Origin of the sequence: Pseudarthrobacter sp. O4 (genome assembly GCF_050157025.1) — a bacterium.
In the GTDB taxonomy this organism is placed as follows: Bacteria; Actinomycetota; Actinomycetes; order Actinomycetales; family Micrococcaceae; genus Arthrobacter.
On record NZ_CP189591.1, the window covers coordinates 304,314 to 320,795 of the forward strand.

The window sequence follows — 16,482 nt, forward strand, 5'->3', positions numbered from 1 at the left end:
GCTACGGCGTTTCCAGCGGGCCCAGCCAGGCGTTCGCCACCGTGTTGTGCGCCGATTCGTCGTCGGACGGGTGGAACATGCCCGCCAGGACGTCGCGGTACAGCCGCTCCAGCTCCGAACCGCGGAAGTAGCTTGAGCCGCCCGATACCCGGATGGCCAGGTCCACCACGGCGCGTGCCGTCTCCGTCGCCCGTACCTTCAGTCCCACCAGCTGCGGGAACCACTGGCTGCCGTGCTCCGCGAGTTCATCCACGTCCGTAGTGACCCGAGACAGCTGAGGGTACAGCGCGTCCATGGCCATCGCCGCCTCGGCCACCTTCCAGCGGATGTCCGGGTCCTGGGCGTAACTGCGCCCGCCGTTCTTGAACGAGGTGCGGCGCTTGACCGCCTCGACGCCGAGCAGCAGCGCGCGTTCGCCGATGCCGGTGTACATGGCGGCGAGCAACGTCTCGAAGCAGGCGAAGATCGCGAAAATCAGCGGATCGGCGTTCGGGCCCACCGGCAGCTTCCGGAAGATCCGCTCCGCCGGCACGACGGCGCCGTCCAGCACCGTGGTGTTCGACTGGCTGGCCCGCATGCCCAGGGTGTCCCAGTCGTCCAGGATACGGTAGCCGGGGGTGTCCCGCGTGATGAAGCCGTGCACCAGCTCCCCTTCGCCGTCCCGGGCGCCCGTGTCCTTTCCGAAGATCCCGAGCCGGGTCCACACCGGCGAAAGGCTCGTGAAGATCTTGCGGCCGGTGAAGGAGTAGCCGCCGTCCGGCTGCGGCACGGCGTCGGTGCGGGAGTCGAAGAGCACCGAGTCATTGCCGGCTTCCGAGTTCCCGAAGGCGAACAGTTCCCCCTGCGCCGCTTCCTTCAGGACGAAATCCAGCGAGGAGTCACCCCGGGTGGCCAGGACGTGGGCGACGCCGGTCCAGACCAGGTGCATGTTGATCGCCAGCGCCGTGGCCGGGGCCGCCGTCGCGAGCCGCCGCTGGAGCTGCGCCGCCGCCGCGAGCCCCAGTCCCAGGCCGCCGTCGGAGGCTGGAACGAAGATCTTCAAGTACCCCGCGGCGGCGAGCTCCTCGAGGTCCTCCTGGCAGAACGCATTGTCGCGGTCGTAGCCGGCGGCGCGGCCGCGGATCCGCTCCAGCAGGGCATCGGGTAGGACGTCTTCGGGGGTCATGGTGTGCCGTCGTTTCAGGCTCAGTAGTTGGTGAGCAGGGTGTCCAGCACCCGCGCGCCGAATTTCAGCGACTCGGCCGGGACTCGTTCGTCGACGCCGTGGAACATTCCGGTGAAGTCCAGCTCGTCCGGCAGCTGGAGCGGGGCGAAGCCGTAGCCGGTGATGCCGAGCCGGCTCAGCGCTTTGTTGTCCGTGCCCCCGGAGAGCGTGTACGGCAGGACCTTGGCGCCAGGGTCCTCGGAGTGCAGGGCATCGATCATCGAATCGACGAGGTTCCCGGCGAAGGGGACCTCCAGGGAGACGTCGTTGTGGACATAGCTCACCTCCACGCCGGTGCCCGCCAATTCGCGGACGATCTCCAGGACCTGCTGTTCCTGGCCGGGCAGCGTCCGGCAGTCCACAAGGGCCTCGGCCGACTCGGGGATCACGTTGTGCTTGTAGCCGCCCTTCAGGAGTGTCGGGTTGGTGGTGTTCTGCAGCGTCGCGCCGACGAAGCGGGCGACGGTGCCGAGCTCCTTAAGGATCTTGTCCGGATCATCGGGATCGAACTCAACCCCCGTGAGTTCCGTCACGCCGTCCAGGAACTGCCGGGTGGTGGGCGTCAGTTCCACGGGCCACTTGTATTCACCGATCCGCGAGACGGCACCGGCGAGCCGCGTCACGGCGTTGTCCGTGTTGATCTGGGAGCCATGGCCGGCGCGGCCGTGGGCCACGAGACGAAGCCAAGACAGGCCCTTTTCGGCGGTCTGCAGCAGGTAGGTGCGCTGGCCGCCGATGGTGGCGGAGAAGCCGCCCACTTCGGAGATCGCCTCGGTGGCGCCCTCAAAAAGCTCCGGGCGTTTGTCGACGGCGTAGCCGGCACCGTATTTGCCGCCGGCTTCCTCATCGGCGAAGAACGCGAAGATGAGGTCCCGCTTGGGTTTGCGGCCGGTGCGGGCGAAGTTGCGCAGCACCGACAGGATCATGGCGTCCATGTCCTTCATGTCGACGGCGCCGCGGCCCCAGATCAGCCCATCCTTGAGTTCCGCACCGAAGGGGTCAACGGACCACTGGTCACGGAGCGCGGGAACTACGTCCAGGTGCCCGTGGACCACGAGGGCGCTGGCGGACGGGTCCTCCCCTGCCAGCCTGGTGACCACACTGGCCCGGCCGGGAGCAGACTCGAAGATCTCGGCGTCCAGCCCGACCTCAGTCATAAGTCCCGCCGTGTATTCGGCGGCCGCACGTTCCCCCGGTCCTGACCCGTCGCCGTAGTTGGAGGTGTCGATCCGGATCAGTTCCTGGCAGATCCTGACAACTTCGTCCTCGGGCCGGATTTCAGTCATGGGGCACTCCTTGTGGCGGGGGCTGATTGCTGGCTTCAGCCTACCCACAAGCCCCGATTATTTGTTTCCGGAAACTTCATGCTAGAGTCTTTCTCGCTGCTTCGGAGAAAAGCGAAACGCCGAAAGGCGGAAATCGCCTCCGAATTACCACCTGCGCGGGTGGCGGAATGGCAGACGCGCTAGCTTGAGGTGCTAGTCCTCGAAAGGGGGTGGGGGTTCAAGTCCCCCTCCGCGCACAACAGGAAAAGCCCTGGAATCCAAGGATTTCAGGGCTTTTTCGTGTCTCCCCCACGCGAGGCCCAGTTCCACCCCGGATTCCACCCAGTGCCGCCCTGGAGTTGAGGAAGATCGCCGCCGGGATCGCCCGGGCACCGGGAACACGCCGCACTGAATGGAGCACCGCAATCCGTCCGGACCGCGGCCTAAGCTGGTCCCGTGAACCCGACCCCTACTCCGAGCCCCATCGATGTCTTCGTGCATACAGGGCCCGCTGAGTGGTGGCAGCTTCTTGCTGCCTTGGGCCCACTGGCGGTCCTCCTGGGTGCCGCCCTCGCCGCGCTCATCGGCTGGAACACGCTGCGGCAGCGGACTGCCGCCGACGCACGCGCCCTGACCCAAAAGTCCGAGGCTGACAACCGCTCCGAGTGGTGGAAGCGGACCCAATGGGCACTGGACGCCATCCTGTCCGGGGACAAAAAGCGGGGTACCGTCGGGCTGAAAGTCCTCGGCGTACTTGGGGAAAGCCCCCTGGCAGGATTCGGTGAGCTGGCCGTCCTGGAAGCTGCGTGGAAGAAGCCCCTCGCCGGCGCTGAGCAAAAACTCGTCGCACAGCAGCGCCAGGACGAAGAGCCCTCGCACAGCTCTGCTGAATCGGCCCAAGGGGAGCTTGTTTGGAACGAGCCTGCCGGGGCCCCCGACGTCGACGAGGACGAGCGGGCCATGCAGATCGCCGCGGCCCAGCTTCGCATTGTTACCGACCGCCGCCTCGGCAAGCCCACACCTGAATGGGTGACGGAACTCGCGAGCGACGAGCCGCGCCACACTTCCTGACCCCTCTGCGCCGTCCAGGTGATGGGCGCGGCCGTCGAAAGAGGCGACGGCGTCGATCTCAGGGCGGAGAGTGTTGAACCTCGCGGTGGCCAGGGCGCGTGTCGTCGAGATGAGCTACTGCACCTGCCCGCCGAGCCACGGCTGGCTGTTGGGTCCGGACAGGTCCGGAGCCACCACGGAGATCTCATCGGACTGGGTGTAGGCCCCACGGCCGGAACCACACCCGCTACGCCGGCGTCCGTGGCCCAGGAACTCCGCACCACCTTCGGCTCCGGAGCAGGGCGTAACGAAACCGGGCGATCAGCGTCTTCCGGCCCGCCATGCCGCACAATGAGTTCCGGACCGGCCGACGTTGACGGCTCCGCCCAGGGTGCGACAACCGTACGATCAGCACTCTTTGCCACCAATTTGGGGGAAACATGAGCAACGAATACCGCCTTGCCGACGGCTCGCCGCGGTACGGATCACGCACTGAAAGCTACACCCCGTATCAAGAAGTGCCAGCGCCCGTCGTCCGCGTCGAAGAAGCAGCCGAGGCGGCGGCCCGCCTGGGACTGGATGACATGGCCGCAGCCATCAGCCGCCGGCTGACAAGCTCCTGGGCCGACAAGACCGATCCGCTCGTGACGGGCTGAGGAAAGCCCACCCTGAGGAGCTGGCCGCCGCCCGCGCCCTGGTCAAGCTGCACCTCGGCTCCCAGCGGCAGTGGCGGCTGAAGGCACAGGCCGTGCGGGACAAGCACCTGGCCGGGACCATGCGCCGGCGCCGCGCCTCGGGTAGCGCCCGTGAAATCCTTCTGCTGCGGCTCGTCCTGATGGGCACCCTGATTGCATTGCCGTCCTCCATCGTGGCAACCGGCCGGGAGGACCTGCTGAAGCTCGTCCTCGTCGGCGTGGCGTGCATTGCCCTGGCGTTTATCGGCGGGCACTTCATCACCGTCCATTCACGGGTGCCGGTCATGCCGAACATCCGGAACGCCTGGCAGAGCGGGCTGCGCGAGGACATCGTCGACGCGACCCTGGTCGCCATCTTGCAGAACAAGGGTGTGGATCTCGACAGTCGGACCGCGGACGCCGGCCGCCGCGGATGGATGAGTATCCAGGTTGCATCCAAAACTGTGGAGGCCCTGCACTGCTGAACCGCTCCATGGGCAACGAAGCCCGGAACGGTGAACGCCTTCGGGGCTCGGTGTTGCTGGTTCAGGAGATTTTCCCGGCCCGGGCTCTGCCGTTTGTCTGGATGAATAATCTGAAATACGACGGGTCCTCATCAACACCGTCATCCAGCATGACGAGGCCCGTCCCAACACTGTGCTCAGGGCGGGTCCCCTTCGTCGCCCGCTACGCCAGGCGGGCGCGGACGATCTCGCTGACGGTCTTGCCGTCGAAGCGTCCCGCCACCTTCACCGTGACCGGCTTCATCACGGCGCCGATGGAACGCATGGAGAGCTCCTGGCCGTCGGCCCTGAGCGCGGCGACCGCGTCGTCGACGATGGCCTCGACCTCGTCACGGGTCAGTGCCTTCGGAAGGTACGCCTCGATGATCTCTGCCTCGGTGACCTCCGCAGCGGCGCGCTCGGCCTCGCCGGCTTCGTTGTAGATGCGGGCGGTGTCGCGGCGTTTGGCCGCTTCTTTCTGCAACAGCGACGTCACCTGGGCGTCGTCCAGCTCGACGGGCGTCTTGCCGGACTTCTCGCGCGTGCTGATCTCGCCCAGGACGTTGCGGACAGTCGTCAGTGCGGTCTTATTGCCGGCCTTCATGTGGCCGACAACGTCTTGCTTCAGGCGCTCTTTCAGCGTCATGGTGTTCCTCGTTTCGTTGGGTACCCGCCGGGTACCCACGGCTGGTGTTGGGTTCGGCAGCGGCGGGCGCCCTTCCCGTTTACTCTTTCATAACTGTGAACCGGGCATCAGCCCCCTTGGAGGTGAGTTTGTGGGTAGTCCCGGCGGCAGCTGATGCCCGTGGCAAGGTTTTCCCAAGCCGCCAGGGGCTACGGTACCGTGATGCGGCTATGGCGGCACGAGTGGCCGCACTTGTGGTCCTCTCATTGTGCCGCTGCGGGAACAACCCCGTCATGGCGGGCCCCGGCAAGCGTTGATGGAGCGTCTCAAGTCAGAGCGGGGGCAGATCAATGGTTCGGCTGCAATGGGCCCGAAGAATCGCGGCACTGAATCTCGTTCTGCTGGCGGGTCTCGCAATCGGTGTCGCGCCGGCCCAAGCCGCTGTCAGCTGCGATCCCGCCGCACCGGCACCGTCCAACAACTATCCGGGCACAACAGTGGTGGCGACCAACTTCGAGTCGGGAAGCATCACCGGTGCCGGCTTCAATGCCCCCACGACCGGGGGCACCGGAACAGCGACGGTCGTCTCGACAGCCGCGCACTCGGGCCGGTGTTCCGCCCACCTGCATGTGACGACGGACCCGAGCTCCCTCGCCAATTTCTCCGCCTCCCTGCCGGCAGCGAGCAACGAGGTCTACGCCGACGGTTGGTTTGACGTCACCCGTGCCGGAGTCTCCGGAAACGACGTTCCCTATTTCCGGTTTTTCAAGGGCAGCACCAGGATCCTGGATGTCTTCCGGAGCAACGACAACGGCGACCTGGTGCTTCGGGTTACGTCGCCCACCGTCGCCGGACAATTCGGTTACACGACCCTGGCGGGGAGCGTCGCGCTCGGGACCTGGCATCACCTGACAATGCATGCCATAGCCAACGGCGCGTCCACAACGGTGGAGATCTCGTTTGATAACAAGTCGGTCTTGTCCAGCAACCAGGTCAAGATCGACGTCGACACGCTGTCCGCAGTGCAGTTGGGCGCCGAACACCGGAGGCAAGCGGGGGACGTCTACATCGACGACGTGATCATCAAGGCTTCGGCAAACGGAGCCGGCCTTCCCGGTACGTTTGCTCCGATCACGCCCACCCGGCTGCTTGACACCCGGACCGGGTCCCCGGTCGGTGCGGATTCCGCCGTGTCCTTCCAGGTCGCGGGAGTCAACGGAATCCCGGCCAAGGTGGCATCTGTCGTGTTCAACCTGACGGTCACCTCGCCCAAGGCCGCAGGCTTCGCCACCGCCTATGCCTCCGGTTCCCCCCGCCCGAACGCGTCCAACCTGAACTTCAACGCCGGCCAGACCGTGCCGAACCTGGTCACGGTCCCGGTGGGGGCCGACGGGAAGGTCACGCTCTTCAACCGCTCCTCCGGCAGTTCCCACCTGATAGCGGACGTCACCGGCTACTACGCCCCGGGCACCCCGGCCACCCCGGGCGCCTTCAAGTCGCTCGCGCCCTCCCGGATCCTGGACACCAGGAATGCCTCAGCCGTGGCCTCCGACACGCCGTTGTCCTTCCAGGTCGCGGGCGTCAACGGGATCCCCGCCTCGGTGGCAGCGGTGGTCTTCAACCTCACCGTGACCGAGCCGAAGTCCTTCGGATTCGTCACCGCCTACGCCTCAGGCACGGCGCGGCCCAACGCGTCCAACCTGAACTTCAACACCGGCCAAAACGTGCCTAACCTGGTCACGGTCCCGGTCGGGGCCGACGGGAAGGTCACCGTGTTCAACCGCTCCGCCGGGACAACCCAGCTCATCGCCGACGTCGCCGGCTACTACCTCCCCGGCACACCGACCGCATCGGGTGCCTTCAAAGCCATCGGACCCACCCGGGCACTGGACACCAGGACCGGCTCCGCCGTCGGCGCGGACTCCGCCGTTTCCTTCCGGGTCTCCGGAGCCAACGGCATCCCCGCCAACGTGTCCGCCGTCGTCTTCAACCTGACCGTCACCTCGCCCAAGTCCTTCGGTTTCGTCACCGCGTTTGCTTCCGGTACGGCGCGTCCCAATGCGTCCAACCTGAACTTCAACACCGGCCAGACCATTCCGAACCTGGTCGCTGTCCCGGTAGGCTCCGACGGCCGGGTGTCGCTGTTCAACCGCTCCTCGGGCAGCTCCCAGCTCATCGCGGACATCGCAGGGTACTTCCTGAGGTAGGTGCACGGGCAGCACACCGATGTCTGGCGACGGGGGTCCGTCCCAGGCCGTGGATCGGCCAAGTCAGGTACCTGGCTGCAATGCCGTGCGGACAGTCCTGATCAGGGAACGGAACCCCGGATCGTCCGGCAGCCCGTCGAGGATGACAGGGCCGTGGGGACCGGCCAGTGGTATGCGCCAGTTTGGATATTGCGTGCTGGTCCCGGGCTGGTTCTGCGTCCGGGTTTCGCCGACCGCATCCACGAGGGCCACCCCCAGCAGCGACGACGGCGCCAGCGCGGTGAACGCGTACAGGGCCTCGACCGTCGCCTGTATGTCCTGCCGGACGCCTGTGGGTCCGTCAGCCGGCAACAGCCCGCGCTCCCGGACGAGGGCCAGCACGGCCTCCTGCTCGGCGGCGGCCTCGGCGCGTTCCTCGTCGACCGGACGCTGCAGCAACCCCAAAGACTCGCGGAGGTTGACGTGTTCGCCGGCCAGGTAGCCCGCCGTCGGCGGCAGATCGTGGGTATTCACGCTGGTCAGGCACTGCTGGCGGTACTTTTCCGGCGGGATCGGCCCGTCCGCGTCGTGCTCAAACCAGAGGATCGACGTTCCGAAGATCCCCCGCTCGGCCAGATAGTCCCGGACCCTGGGTTCGAACACGCCCAGGTCCTCGCCGATCACGATCGCCCCGGCCCGCTGAGCCTCCAGGGCCAGGATGCCGATGAGGGCCTCATGGTCGTAGTAGACGTAAGTCCCCTGCTCCGGCCCTGCCCCCGCCGGGATCCACCACAGTCGGAACAGGCCCAGGATGTGGTCCACCCGGATCCCGCCGGCATGGCGCAGCACGGTCCTGAGCATGTCGCGGTAGGCGGCATAACCTGATTCCGCGAGCCGGACCGGGTGCCATGCCGGCTGGGTCCAGTCCTGGCCCTGCTGATTGAACATGTCCGGTGGCGCGCCGACCGTGACGTCCCGGGCCAGCACTCCGGCGAGGGACCAGGCGTCGGCACCGCCTCGTTTCACCCCCACCGCAAGATCGTGAATGACGCCGATTTCCATACCCGACTGCGTGGCCGAACGCTGCGCCGCTTCCAGCTGCCGGTCGCAGCACCACTGCATCCAGCGGTGGAATGCGATCCGGTCGGCGAGCAGAATCCGCTGCTCCTTGCAGTAGGGGGTGTCCGGTGCTGAGGCGGCCGCGGTCCACTCCGGAGACTCCGGGCGTAGCTTCTCGGCCAGTGCGCACCATAGCGCGAAGTCATCGAGTCCTTGCCCCTCCGCGGTGCAGAAATCCTCGAACGCGCGGGCGCCGGCGGGGCCGGGCTGGACCCGGAAGACCAGTTCAAGGGCAGCAAGTTTTGCGGCGTAGCTGGAGTTGCGGTCCAGCAGCCCGGCGGAGCTGTTTGCGGGGTGCTGTTCTTCGGCCAGCCGCTGGACCTCGGCCCGGCCGGCGGGCTCCAGGTAGCCGTATTCGGGAATCTCCTCCACCCGGAGGTACAGCGGGTTGAAGAAACGCCTGGTGGCGGGCAAGTACGGAGAGTCTTCCACCGGCGGCCGCGGCTCCGCGGCGTGCAACGGGTTGACCAGCACAAAACCTGCGCCCTGCTGCCCGGAAATTGCCGCAAGGTCGGCCAGATCGGCGAAATCGCCGATCCCCCAGGACCGGGAGGACCGGACGGAATAGAGTTGCGCGGTCAGTCCCCAGTTCCGTCGGCCCGCGAGCGCCTCGGTAGTGCGGAGCCTGCGCGGGGTGACCACGAGCGGGCACTGGACCACGGTGCCTTCGGAGTCGGCCAGCAGGGTGTGCCACCCAAGGGGAAGGTGATCCGGCACGGCGAACGTCGCGCGTCCCGTCAGGACGCCGTCGACGTCGACGGGCGCGTCCCAGTTGTCCCGCTGGGCAGCCTCCTGCCGGCCACCGTCCTCGGCCTCAATCCAGACGCTGACGTCGCTTCCGTGCGGAACATGGACGTCGACGTGGGTCTCCTGCCCTTCGCGCACGACGACGGCGGCCGGCAGGACGCGCCGCCACGGCGCCAGCCGGGCGTCGTGCAGCGCCCGCTGCATTTCCTCGGCTCCGTGGGCCGGGACGCCCAGCGCTGCCAGGACGGCCTGCAGGGTGCTGTCCGGTACTGAACGTTCGACGCCGTCCCAGCCCCGGAACGTTGTCCCTACTCCGTGCGCCGCCGCGAGCTCCCGCAGCAGCCCGCCTTCGATGTGAGTGTTGTCGTGGTGCGTACCGTCCGCCATGGGGCCACTCTAGACGGTGCCCCCGCGGCCGGCGCGTGATCGACGCACGTGGGCGTCGCCGACCAGTTCGGAAAGGCCCCCCACGGCCTGCGCAAGCGAGAGCCCGGGGGACGCCACGATGAGCGGCAGGAGGAGACGGTTCGCTTTGTCCACGTGCACGGCGAAGATCTGCCGGATGGCACCGGCGGCCACCGCGGCATCGACCCCACTGGCCCCGCGCAGGTCCTCGGCCAGCCCCGCGAGCACCTGATGCTCGGCCAGCATTCCTTCCACGAGCAGTTTGCCCTCGGGTGCATCCCCGGCACCTCCGTAGAGGGCGCCTTCTTCGGCGAGCGAATGCGGGACCAGTTCGGTTTCGCACCATTCCACCAGCACTTCATGGGCATCGTGCTCGGCCACCGCATCCCCCGCCTTGACGGCGTGAGTGAGCGTGAAGACGAGGGCATTGAGCCGCTTGAGCATGCTGCCATGATGCTGCTCCACGGCCTCAAGGGCGCCGGCTTCCTCGCCGGTGTCTTTGGCGGCAGTGTTCAGCGTCCCGGGGTTCCGAGGCCCGGAGTTCAGCGTCCCGGGGTTCCGTGGCCCGGTGTCACGTGGCACCGACTCATCCATGAAGCTGCCCTCCTAACGTGACCCGGTACAGGGGTCAGCCCGCGATTTCCTGCTCTTTTCTTTTCCCACTGTAGGGCCGGGCTGTCCGCGGCGAACGGGCCTTTTGGCCCGTCTACTGACCCCTCGTTGCCGGCTCCCGCTTTTCGACGCGGGGATTCGTTCCGCGCTAGCCTTGCAGCCTATGGTCGACGTCGAACGGTTCCGGATGCTCCTCCAGGAGGAGCGCCGCCGGAAAATAGCCCTCCTTCCCGCGCTCCAGCGGGACATCACCTCGGTGAACGCCGCCCGGCAGGACTCTAACGTGGACGATGAACACGATCCGGAGGGGACGACGATCGCGTTCGAGCTGTCCCAGGCCTCGGCATTGCTGGAGCAAAGCAAGGCCGGGCTGGCCCAGATAGACGCAGCCCTGGCCCGCATCGATGAAGGCACCTACGGCCTCTGCGAGGTCTGCGGCGACGAGATCGCGGAAGGGCGCCTTGAGGCGAGGCCCTGGACTCCGTACTGCATCCGTCACACCTCGGGAAGGGCATGACGAACCCCGTCGGGGACAACCCTGCCGGGACCTGGTGGGACCGGATCGTCTCCGGCTTCAGCCAGTCGCAGCTTCCCCACGTCACCGGCACCGAGCTCGCCGTCGTGATGCTCCTGGCCGTCGCCCTGTCCCTGCCAAGCGCCACCTGGCGATACTTCGGCCTGCTGGCCACCGTGACCCACGAACTCGGCCACGCCTTCGCGGCCCTCATGACGGGCCAGCGGCTCGGCGGTATCCGGTTGCGCCTGGACCACTCCGGCACCACCACCACGTACAGCCGGGGCCGCCTGCCCACTGTCTGGTCCACGTTTTGGGGCTATCCGGTGCCGGCCGTCGTCGGGGCCGCCATGGTCTGGTGCGGTTTCAACGGCTGGGGTCCCGCGGCGATGTCGGTGGGGACCCTGCTGCTGCTGGCATCGTTGGTGTTCATCCGCAACGGGGCGGGCCTGCTGATCACGACGGCTGCGGTGCTGGCCGCCGCGCTCCTCGTGTTGTTCGTGCCGCCGGAATTCAACGGCCACGTCATGATCGTGCTCGGCCTCGCCCTGCTGGTTGCCGCCGTCCGGGACCTCGGAAAGCTGGCGAACGTTCATCTGCGACGCCGGGACAGGCTGCCGACGTCGGATGCGTACCTGCTGTTCCGGGCCACCTCCATCCCCGCAGTCGTGTGGATTGTGCTCTTCGCCGCCGTGGTGGCGGGCGCCTGGTGGTTTGCCTGGCAGCCGATGGCGCGGGTAGTGACCGCCCTGCTGGGTCACAGCGATTCCCCGTCATAGGCTGGGTCCATGAGCCAGACATCCACGAGCAAGAGCCCCTCCAGTGCGGACCACGGCGGCACCGCCCACACGGATGACGCCGGATTCAGCACCCGGGGCGCCTATGTCACCGGCGGAGCCGAGTTCAGCAGGGACACCAACTACATCGAGGACCGGATCACGCGGGACGGCACCCCGGGCAGCAACGGCCAACCCGGCTGGCCCGTGGAACCGGGGCGGTACCGGCTGATCGCGGCCCGTGCCTGCCCCTGGGCCAACCGGACGGTAATCGTGCGGCGGCTGCTGGGCCTGGAGGACGTGATCTCGCTCGGGCAGCCCGGCCCCACCCACGATGCACGCTCCTGGACCTTCGACCTGGACCCCGGCGGCAAGGACCCCGTGCTGGGAATCGAAAGGATCCAGGACGCCTACTTCCGCCGGTTCCCGGACTATCCACGCGGCATCACGGTGCCGGCCATGGTGGATGTCCCCAGCGGGCAGGTGGTCACCAACAACTTTCCCCAGATCACGCTGGACTTTTCCACCGAGTGGACCGCGTACCATCGCCCCGGCGCCCCGGAACTGTACCCCGAGCACCTGCGGGAAGAGATCGACGCGGTCAACAAGCGCGTCTTCACCGAGATCAACAACGGCGTGTACCGCTGTGGCTTCGCCGGCTCCCAAGAGGCGTACGACGCCGCCTACGACAGGCTGTGGACAGCCCTGGACTGGCTGGAGGAGCGGCTCGCCGGCCGGCGGTACCTCGTGGGCGACACCATCACCGAGGCCGACGTCCGCCTCTTCACCACCCTGGCCCGCTTCGACGCCGTCTACCACGGCCATTTCAAGTGCAACCGGCAGAAACTCAGCGAAATGCCGGTGCTCTGGGCCTACGCGAGGGACCTGTTCCAGACGCCCGGTTTCGGCGACACGACGGACTTCGTGCAGATCAAGCAGCACTACTACATCGTCCATGAGGACATCAACCCCACCGGGATTGTCCCGAAGGGACCCGCGCTGGGCAACTGGCTCACCGACCACGGCCGCGAAGCGCTCGGCGGCCGGCCCTTCGGCGACGGTACGCCGCCCGGACCCGTCCGGGCGGGCGAAGAAGTCATCCCGGGGCACGGGGCGGCCTGAACGGTGCGGCCCTCAACGACATCGCTGTCCACCGGGTTCGCCACAGCGGAATTCTCTGCCGTCCGTGCGCTGTTCGACACCTTCCTGGCCGAGGATCCGGACTACAGCGCCCAGCTGGCGGTGTACCGCGACGGCGCGAAGGTGCTCGAGCTCAGCGGCGGTCCGCAGCTGGCCCCCGGTGACATCACCGGCACGTTCTCCTGCTCAAAGGGGGTGGCAGCCTTCGTGATCGCCCTGCTCGTGCAGGACGGGACACTGGACCTGGACCGGACCATGTCCTCCTACTGGCCGGAATTCGGTGCCCAGGGCAAGGACCGGCTCAGCGTCCGGCAGGCACTCTCGCACCAGGCCGGCGTGCCCGGCGTCGTCGGCGGGTTCGCCCTGGACGAGTTCACCACTGCGGCCGCAGCAGCCAGGCTCGCCGCCGCGGTGCCGCTCTGGCGCCCGGGTACCGCGTTCGGCTACCACGCGCTGACCATGGGGATCCTGATGGAGGAGCTGTGCCGCAGGGTGGCCGGCACCACCCTGCAGGAGCTGTACGAGGCACGCATCCGCCGGCCGTTCGGGATCGACTTCTTCCTCGGACTGCCCGAGGACCAGGAACCGCGTTACCGGGACGTCCTGTATGCGGCAGACCCGGACCGCTCGTGGCTTGACCCGCTCAGCATGGCCGGTCTGAACAGCAACGCACCGGTCAGCACCATCATGGAGCTCCCCAACCACCGCGCCATCCGGGCCGCCGGGATGAGCAGTGCCGGCGGCGTGGGGTCCGCCGACGGCCTCGCCCGGCTCTATGCCGCCGCCACAACGGGACTCGACAGCGGCGCGCCGTTCCTGACACCGCGGACCGTAGGGACCATGTCCGAGGAACAGGTGTGGGGGCTGGACCGGGCCTCCGGCCAGGACAACGCCTTCGCCATCGTGTTCATGAAACCGCAGCCGGGCCGCGACTTCGGCAGCCACCGCGCCTTCGGCCACGAGGGGGCCAGCGCCGCGCTTGGCTTCGCGGACCCGGCCTACGGGCTCGGCTTCGGATACGTTCCCCGCCGGAGCGAAGAGGGCCGCACCAACGGGCGCGCGCAGCGACTTTCCGCCGCCGTCCGGAAGGCCGCCCACGCTGCCGGCGGAAAGTTCCTCCATTTGTAGCAGCAATGCCCCCCGCCTAGGGTGAGCCGGGATGCGTACGACACCAGAGGCGACAGACACCAGACACCCCCCGCCGTTCCGAAGGCTCTGGCGGAGCGTCAGCGGCGGCGTGGTTTCGGCGCCTCTCTGGCCCCGGCTGCAGCTGGCCCTGAAGGCGGCGCTCGCCGCGGGCCTTGCCTTTTTCATTGCCCCCTTTATGCCCGGTTCCGCTGCCGATTACCCCTACTACGCGCCGCTCGGCGCGTTGGTGGCGATGTACGAGAATGTTTCCGGCTCCCTGCGCCAGGGCGTGCAGACGCTGGTGGGTCTGGCGTTAGGGATCGGCCTGGCCTTCATGCTCTTCAGCCTCGGGGAACCGACCCCGGTGACGGTCGCCATCGTCATGGGGCTGGGTGTCATCCTCGCGGGGCTGCCCCGAATCGGCTCCGGCAGCGACTGGATTCCGACGGCGGCGCTCCTGGTCCTGCTGGTCGGCGGCCACAACCCGGACGAATTCTCCTTTGGCTACCTGGTCCAGATGGGAACCGGCGTCACGGTAGGCATCCTGGTCAATCTCCTGGTGTTCCCGCCGCTGCACTTCAAAGCCGCGGCCCTCAGCATCGCGGAGCTGCGGCTGGCTCTCGCCCGGCAGCTCTGGGACATGAGCAAGGCCCTGAATGAGAACTGGCCGCCCGAGCACGAGGACTGGTCACGCCGCTCAGATGCGCTCGCAGCCTCGGCCCGCTCCGTGCGCCTGGCCGTGGAAAAGGCGGACGCCAGCCGCCGGGCGAATCCTCGGCGGCGGCTCCATCCGCGGGACATGGAGCTGGACTACCGCAACCTGCGGGATCTGGAACGGGTGACGTTCCATGTGCAGGACGTGACGCAGGTGTTGTCGGATGTCATCTGGGCCGAGGACACACCGTTCGTTGTGCCGGACGAGTACTTCGCGCAGCTGGCTGAGGCGATGTCAGCGGTGGGTGACGTGCTGCACTCCATCGAAGAGGAGAGCACGGAACGGCAGCTGGAGCTGGTCGAGACGGCCGACGCCGCCGTCAAGGACCTCACCCGGCGCATCGGTGCGGAGGAAGCGGCCACTGACGCGCCCAGTGCTGTCGAATCAATCCTGTTGAGCCTGCACCGGGTGCTTCGTATCGTGAAGACCACGGGGGCCTAATACTACAGTCGCGTTTATGGGTGTGCCCGCGGGCCTTGTAATGACAGTATCGTGCACGCTGCTGATGTTTCCGCCGCCAGATCGAATGCCCCAGGATCCGATCCGGGTGAAGTGTCCGGTACCAGATCAGCCGGACCAGCAGGTGCCTGGTCTCCGGCAGGGAGAGCCGGATCAGTTCCCCGTCCCCGGCGGCAGGGCCCCTTTTTTAGAGCGGTTGACGGTCAGGGAGGCGTGGGCGAACATGGAGAGGGTGACGTGCAGGTACCAGCCGGCGTATTGCCGCACCTGGTAGTGGTCCAGTCCGGTTTCACCCTTGGAGGTTTGGAAGGTTTCCTCAATCGCCCAGCGGGCACCGGCGATCTGACCAGCTCGGCCAGCGAGACCCGGTTTGGGCCGGGGCAGATGTAGTAGGCCAGGTCGGCGGGGTCCATCGGGGACCGGCGGGCCAGCAGCCAGTGTTCCCCGGTTTCGGCGGGTCCGTTGATGCGGGTCCGAGCCCAGGAATACCGGCGGTCGGGCCTTCCCACCCAGCTGGGCCCCGCCCAGCTGGTGGGGCTGCTGACCTGGCTGGCCGCCGCAATCGTGCTGCACGACGGCGTCATCGTGCCGCTGTCCAGCCTGGCCGGCGCGGGACTGACGCGCCTGGGCTCCGGATGGCGGCCCGCCTCCGCAGCGGTGCTGCGCGGGGCCCTCATGACAGGTGCCGTGGTGACCCTGATCACCGGAATCCTGCTCAAGGCACAGTCCGAGGCCCGCAACACCAGCGTCCTTGAGGCCGACTACGCCGGGCACTTCCTCTGGTTCTGGACGGTTCTCGCCCTGGCCGCAGCGGCCGCAATCGTCGGCTACCTCCGCTACGACACCACCACCGAGCTGGCGAAGCTCAACGAGATCTGGGAACTGGACCGCGTCTTACCAACTACTTGCTGCCACAAGGAGAAACTCATTGAAAAGCAGCGCCACGGGGCGAAAGTCAGCAAGAAGCACGACGACCCGGCCACACCCCACCAACGCGCGATCCGGCACGGGAAGATGCACAAACGCCCGGTCATCCAGATGAACTCCGCCTTCAAGCAGTTCAAACCCGGCGCCCTCTCACGCCGAATCCTGGCGCTCACCGCCCAGCTGGAAACACTGGCCCTGGCGAAGAAACCGGCACAACCCAAACCTGTCAACAGGGCCTGGAACAACTGAACTCCCGAAGGTTTTTCAATGAGGCAACGAAACACCCAGGCGGAGGTTTTCAGATGAGGCAACGAATCACTCTTCCCGGAGGTATTGCAATGAGGCAACAGGGATAGATGCGCCTGTGCTGTGGTCGCAACCGAGACTGTCCGCGGACTGATGGAACAGCGGAGCGGCCGCGTTCCGCGCTCAA

At 67.3% G+C, this 16,482-nt stretch carries 15 protein-coding genes, 1 tRNA gene and 1 pseudogene; 11 read left to right on the top strand and 6 right to left on the bottom strand.

Going from position 1 to position 16,482, the window contains the following annotated elements:
* Position 1: 1 nt before the first annotated feature.
* The gene (locus ACQCSU_RS01405) at positions 2-1,165 is read right to left on the bottom strand and encodes an acyl-CoA dehydrogenase family protein (RefSeq protein WP_426977841.1); all 1,164 of its coding nucleotides are present in this window, start codon (positions 1,163-1,165) and stop codon (positions 2-4) included.
* 20 nt (positions 1,166-1,185) lie between these two features.
* Positions 1,186-2,490, bottom strand: a complete 1,305-nt coding sequence (locus tag ACQCSU_RS01410) for a M20/M25/M40 family metallo-hydrolase (RefSeq protein WP_426977842.1) — start codon at positions 2,488-2,490, stop codon at positions 1,186-1,188.
* Between the two features lie 153 nt (positions 2,491-2,643).
* On the opposite strand from ACQCSU_RS01410, the gene ACQCSU_RS01415 reads away from it, so the two are divergent.
* From ACQCSU_RS01415 to ACQCSU_RS01430, 4 genes are all read left to right on the top strand, one after another.
* A tRNA-Leu gene (locus ACQCSU_RS01415) sits at positions 2,644-2,726 on the top strand.
* 199 nt (positions 2,727-2,925) lie between these two features.
* Positions 2,926-3,540 carry a hypothetical protein gene (locus tag ACQCSU_RS01420; RefSeq protein ID WP_426977843.1) on the top strand — a complete coding sequence of 205 codons (615 nt, stop codon included), beginning with the start codon at positions 2,926-2,928 and terminating at the stop codon, positions 3,538-3,540.
* Between the two features lie 419 nt (positions 3,541-3,959).
* Positions 3,960-4,175, top strand: a complete 216-nt coding sequence (locus ACQCSU_RS01425; protein ID WP_426977844.1) for a hypothetical protein — start codon at positions 3,960-3,962, stop codon at positions 4,173-4,175.
* A 92-nt stretch (positions 4,176-4,267) separates the two neighbouring features.
* Positions 4,268-4,678, top strand: coding sequence for a hypothetical protein (locus ACQCSU_RS01430; RefSeq protein WP_426977845.1), 411 nt, complete (start codon positions 4,268-4,270; stop codon positions 4,676-4,678).
* 202 nt (positions 4,679-4,880) lie between these two features.
* On the opposite strand, the gene ACQCSU_RS01435 is transcribed toward ACQCSU_RS01430, so the two are convergent.
* Positions 4,881-5,342, bottom strand: a complete 462-nt coding sequence (locus ACQCSU_RS01435) for a GatB/YqeY domain-containing protein (RefSeq protein ID WP_426977846.1) — start codon at positions 5,340-5,342, stop codon at positions 4,881-4,883.
* Positions 5,343-5,671: 329 nt separating this feature from the next.
* On the opposite strand from ACQCSU_RS01435, the gene ACQCSU_RS01440 reads away from it, so the two are divergent.
* Positions 5,672-7,528 carry a hypothetical protein gene (locus tag ACQCSU_RS01440; RefSeq protein WP_426977847.1) on the top strand — a complete coding sequence of 619 codons (1,857 nt, stop codon included), beginning with the start codon at positions 5,672-5,674 and terminating at the stop codon, positions 7,526-7,528.
* 63 nt (positions 7,529-7,591) lie between these two features.
* Here ACQCSU_RS01440 and malQ read toward each other — a convergent pair whose 3' ends face one another.
* Positions 7,592-9,760: a 4-alpha-glucanotransferase gene (gene malQ / locus ACQCSU_RS01445; RefSeq protein WP_426977848.1), complete on the bottom strand. Its 2,169-nt coding sequence runs from the start codon at positions 9,758-9,760 to the stop codon at positions 7,592-7,594.
* 9 nt (positions 9,761-9,769) lie between these two features.
* The gene (locus ACQCSU_RS01450; RefSeq protein ID WP_426977849.1) at positions 9,770-10,372 is read right to left on the bottom strand and encodes a hemerythrin domain-containing protein; all 603 of its coding nucleotides are present in this window, start codon (positions 10,370-10,372) and stop codon (positions 9,770-9,772) included.
* 181 nt (positions 10,373-10,553) lie between these two features.
* Between ACQCSU_RS01450 and ACQCSU_RS01455 the strand changes: the two genes are divergently transcribed.
* Genes ACQCSU_RS01455 through ACQCSU_RS01475 form a run of 5 tightly spaced genes read left to right on the top strand, consistent with a single transcriptional unit; the run spans position 10,554 to position 15,104 of the window.
* A complete protein-coding gene (locus tag ACQCSU_RS01455; RefSeq protein WP_426977850.1) occupies positions 10,554-10,907 on the top strand; it encodes a TraR/DksA family transcriptional regulator in 354 nt (117 codons plus the stop codon).
* Positions 10,904-11,683 (top strand): M50 family metallopeptidase, encoded by a 780-nt coding sequence (locus ACQCSU_RS01460; protein ID WP_426977851.1) that lies wholly within the window; start codon positions 10,904-10,906, stop codon positions 11,681-11,683. Before ACQCSU_RS01455 ends, ACQCSU_RS01460 begins: the two co-directional genes overlap by 4 nt.
* Before the next feature lie 9 nt (positions 11,684-11,692).
* The gene (locus tag ACQCSU_RS01465; RefSeq protein WP_426977852.1) at positions 11,693-12,802 is read left to right on the top strand and encodes a glutathione S-transferase family protein; all 1,110 of its coding nucleotides are present in this window, start codon (positions 11,693-11,695) and stop codon (positions 12,800-12,802) included.
* 3 nt (positions 12,803-12,805) lie between these two features.
* A complete protein-coding gene (locus ACQCSU_RS01470) occupies positions 12,806-13,948 on the top strand; it encodes a serine hydrolase domain-containing protein (RefSeq protein ID WP_426977853.1) in 1,143 nt (380 codons plus the stop codon).
* 31 nt (positions 13,949-13,979) lie between these two features.
* Positions 13,980-15,104 (top strand): FUSC family protein, encoded by a 1,125-nt coding sequence (locus tag ACQCSU_RS01475; protein ID WP_426977854.1) that lies wholly within the window; start codon positions 13,980-13,982, stop codon positions 15,102-15,104.
* Between the two features lie 171 nt (positions 15,105-15,275).
* On the opposite strand, the pseudogene ACQCSU_RS01480 reads toward ACQCSU_RS01475, so the two are convergent.
* Positions 15,276-15,616: pseudogene (locus tag ACQCSU_RS01480) on the bottom strand (IS701 family transposase); the annotation flags it as partial.
* Here ACQCSU_RS01480 and ACQCSU_RS01485 point away from each other — a divergent pair.
* Positions 15,588-16,298: a hypothetical protein gene (locus ACQCSU_RS01485; protein WP_426977855.1), complete on the top strand. Its 711-nt coding sequence runs from the start codon at positions 15,588-15,590 to the stop codon at positions 16,296-16,298. The pseudogene ACQCSU_RS01480 and the gene ACQCSU_RS01485 sit on opposite strands and share 29 nt — an antisense overlap.
* Positions 16,299-16,482: the final 184 nt, after the last annotated feature.

Bases quoted from the DNA above. Each gene is read 5' to 3' on its own strand.
- ACQCSU_RS01485 (WP_426977855.1), top strand. From the start codon at position 15,588: ATGCGGGTCCGAGCCCAGGAATACCGGCGGTCGGGCCTTCCCACCCAG.
- ACQCSU_RS01405 (WP_426977841.1), bottom strand. From the start codon at position 1,165: ATGACCCCCGAAGACGTCCTACCCGATGCCCTGCTGGAGCGGATCCGC.
- ACQCSU_RS01460 (WP_426977851.1), top strand. From the start codon at position 10,904: ATGACGAACCCCGTCGGGGACAACCCTGCCGGGACCTGGTGGGACCGG.
- ACQCSU_RS01425 (WP_426977844.1), top strand. From the start codon at position 3,960: ATGAGCAACGAATACCGCCTTGCCGACGGCTCGCCGCGGTACGGATCA.
- ACQCSU_RS01455 (WP_426977850.1), top strand. From the start codon at position 10,554: ATGGTCGACGTCGAACGGTTCCGGATGCTCCTCCAGGAGGAGCGCCGC.
- malQ (WP_426977848.1), bottom strand. From the start codon at position 9,760: ATGGCGGACGGTACGCACCACGACAACACTCACATCGAAGGCGGGCTG.
- ACQCSU_RS01440 (WP_426977847.1), top strand. From the start codon at position 5,672: ATGGTTCGGCTGCAATGGGCCCGAAGAATCGCGGCACTGAATCTCGTT.
- ACQCSU_RS01410 (WP_426977842.1), bottom strand. From the start codon at position 2,490: ATGACTGAAATCCGGCCCGAGGACGAAGTTGTCAGGATCTGCCAGGAA.
- ACQCSU_RS01435 (WP_426977846.1), bottom strand. From the start codon at position 5,342: ATGACGCTGAAAGAGCGCCTGAAGCAAGACGTTGTCGGCCACATGAAG.
- ACQCSU_RS01475 (WP_426977854.1), top strand. From the start codon at position 13,980: ATGCGTACGACACCAGAGGCGACAGACACCAGACACCCCCCGCCGTTC.
- ACQCSU_RS01465 (WP_426977852.1), top strand. From the start codon at position 11,693: ATGAGCCAGACATCCACGAGCAAGAGCCCCTCCAGTGCGGACCACGGC.
- ACQCSU_RS01450 (WP_426977849.1), bottom strand. From the start codon at position 10,372: ATGGATGAGTCGGTGCCACGTGACACCGGGCCACGGAACCCCGGGACG.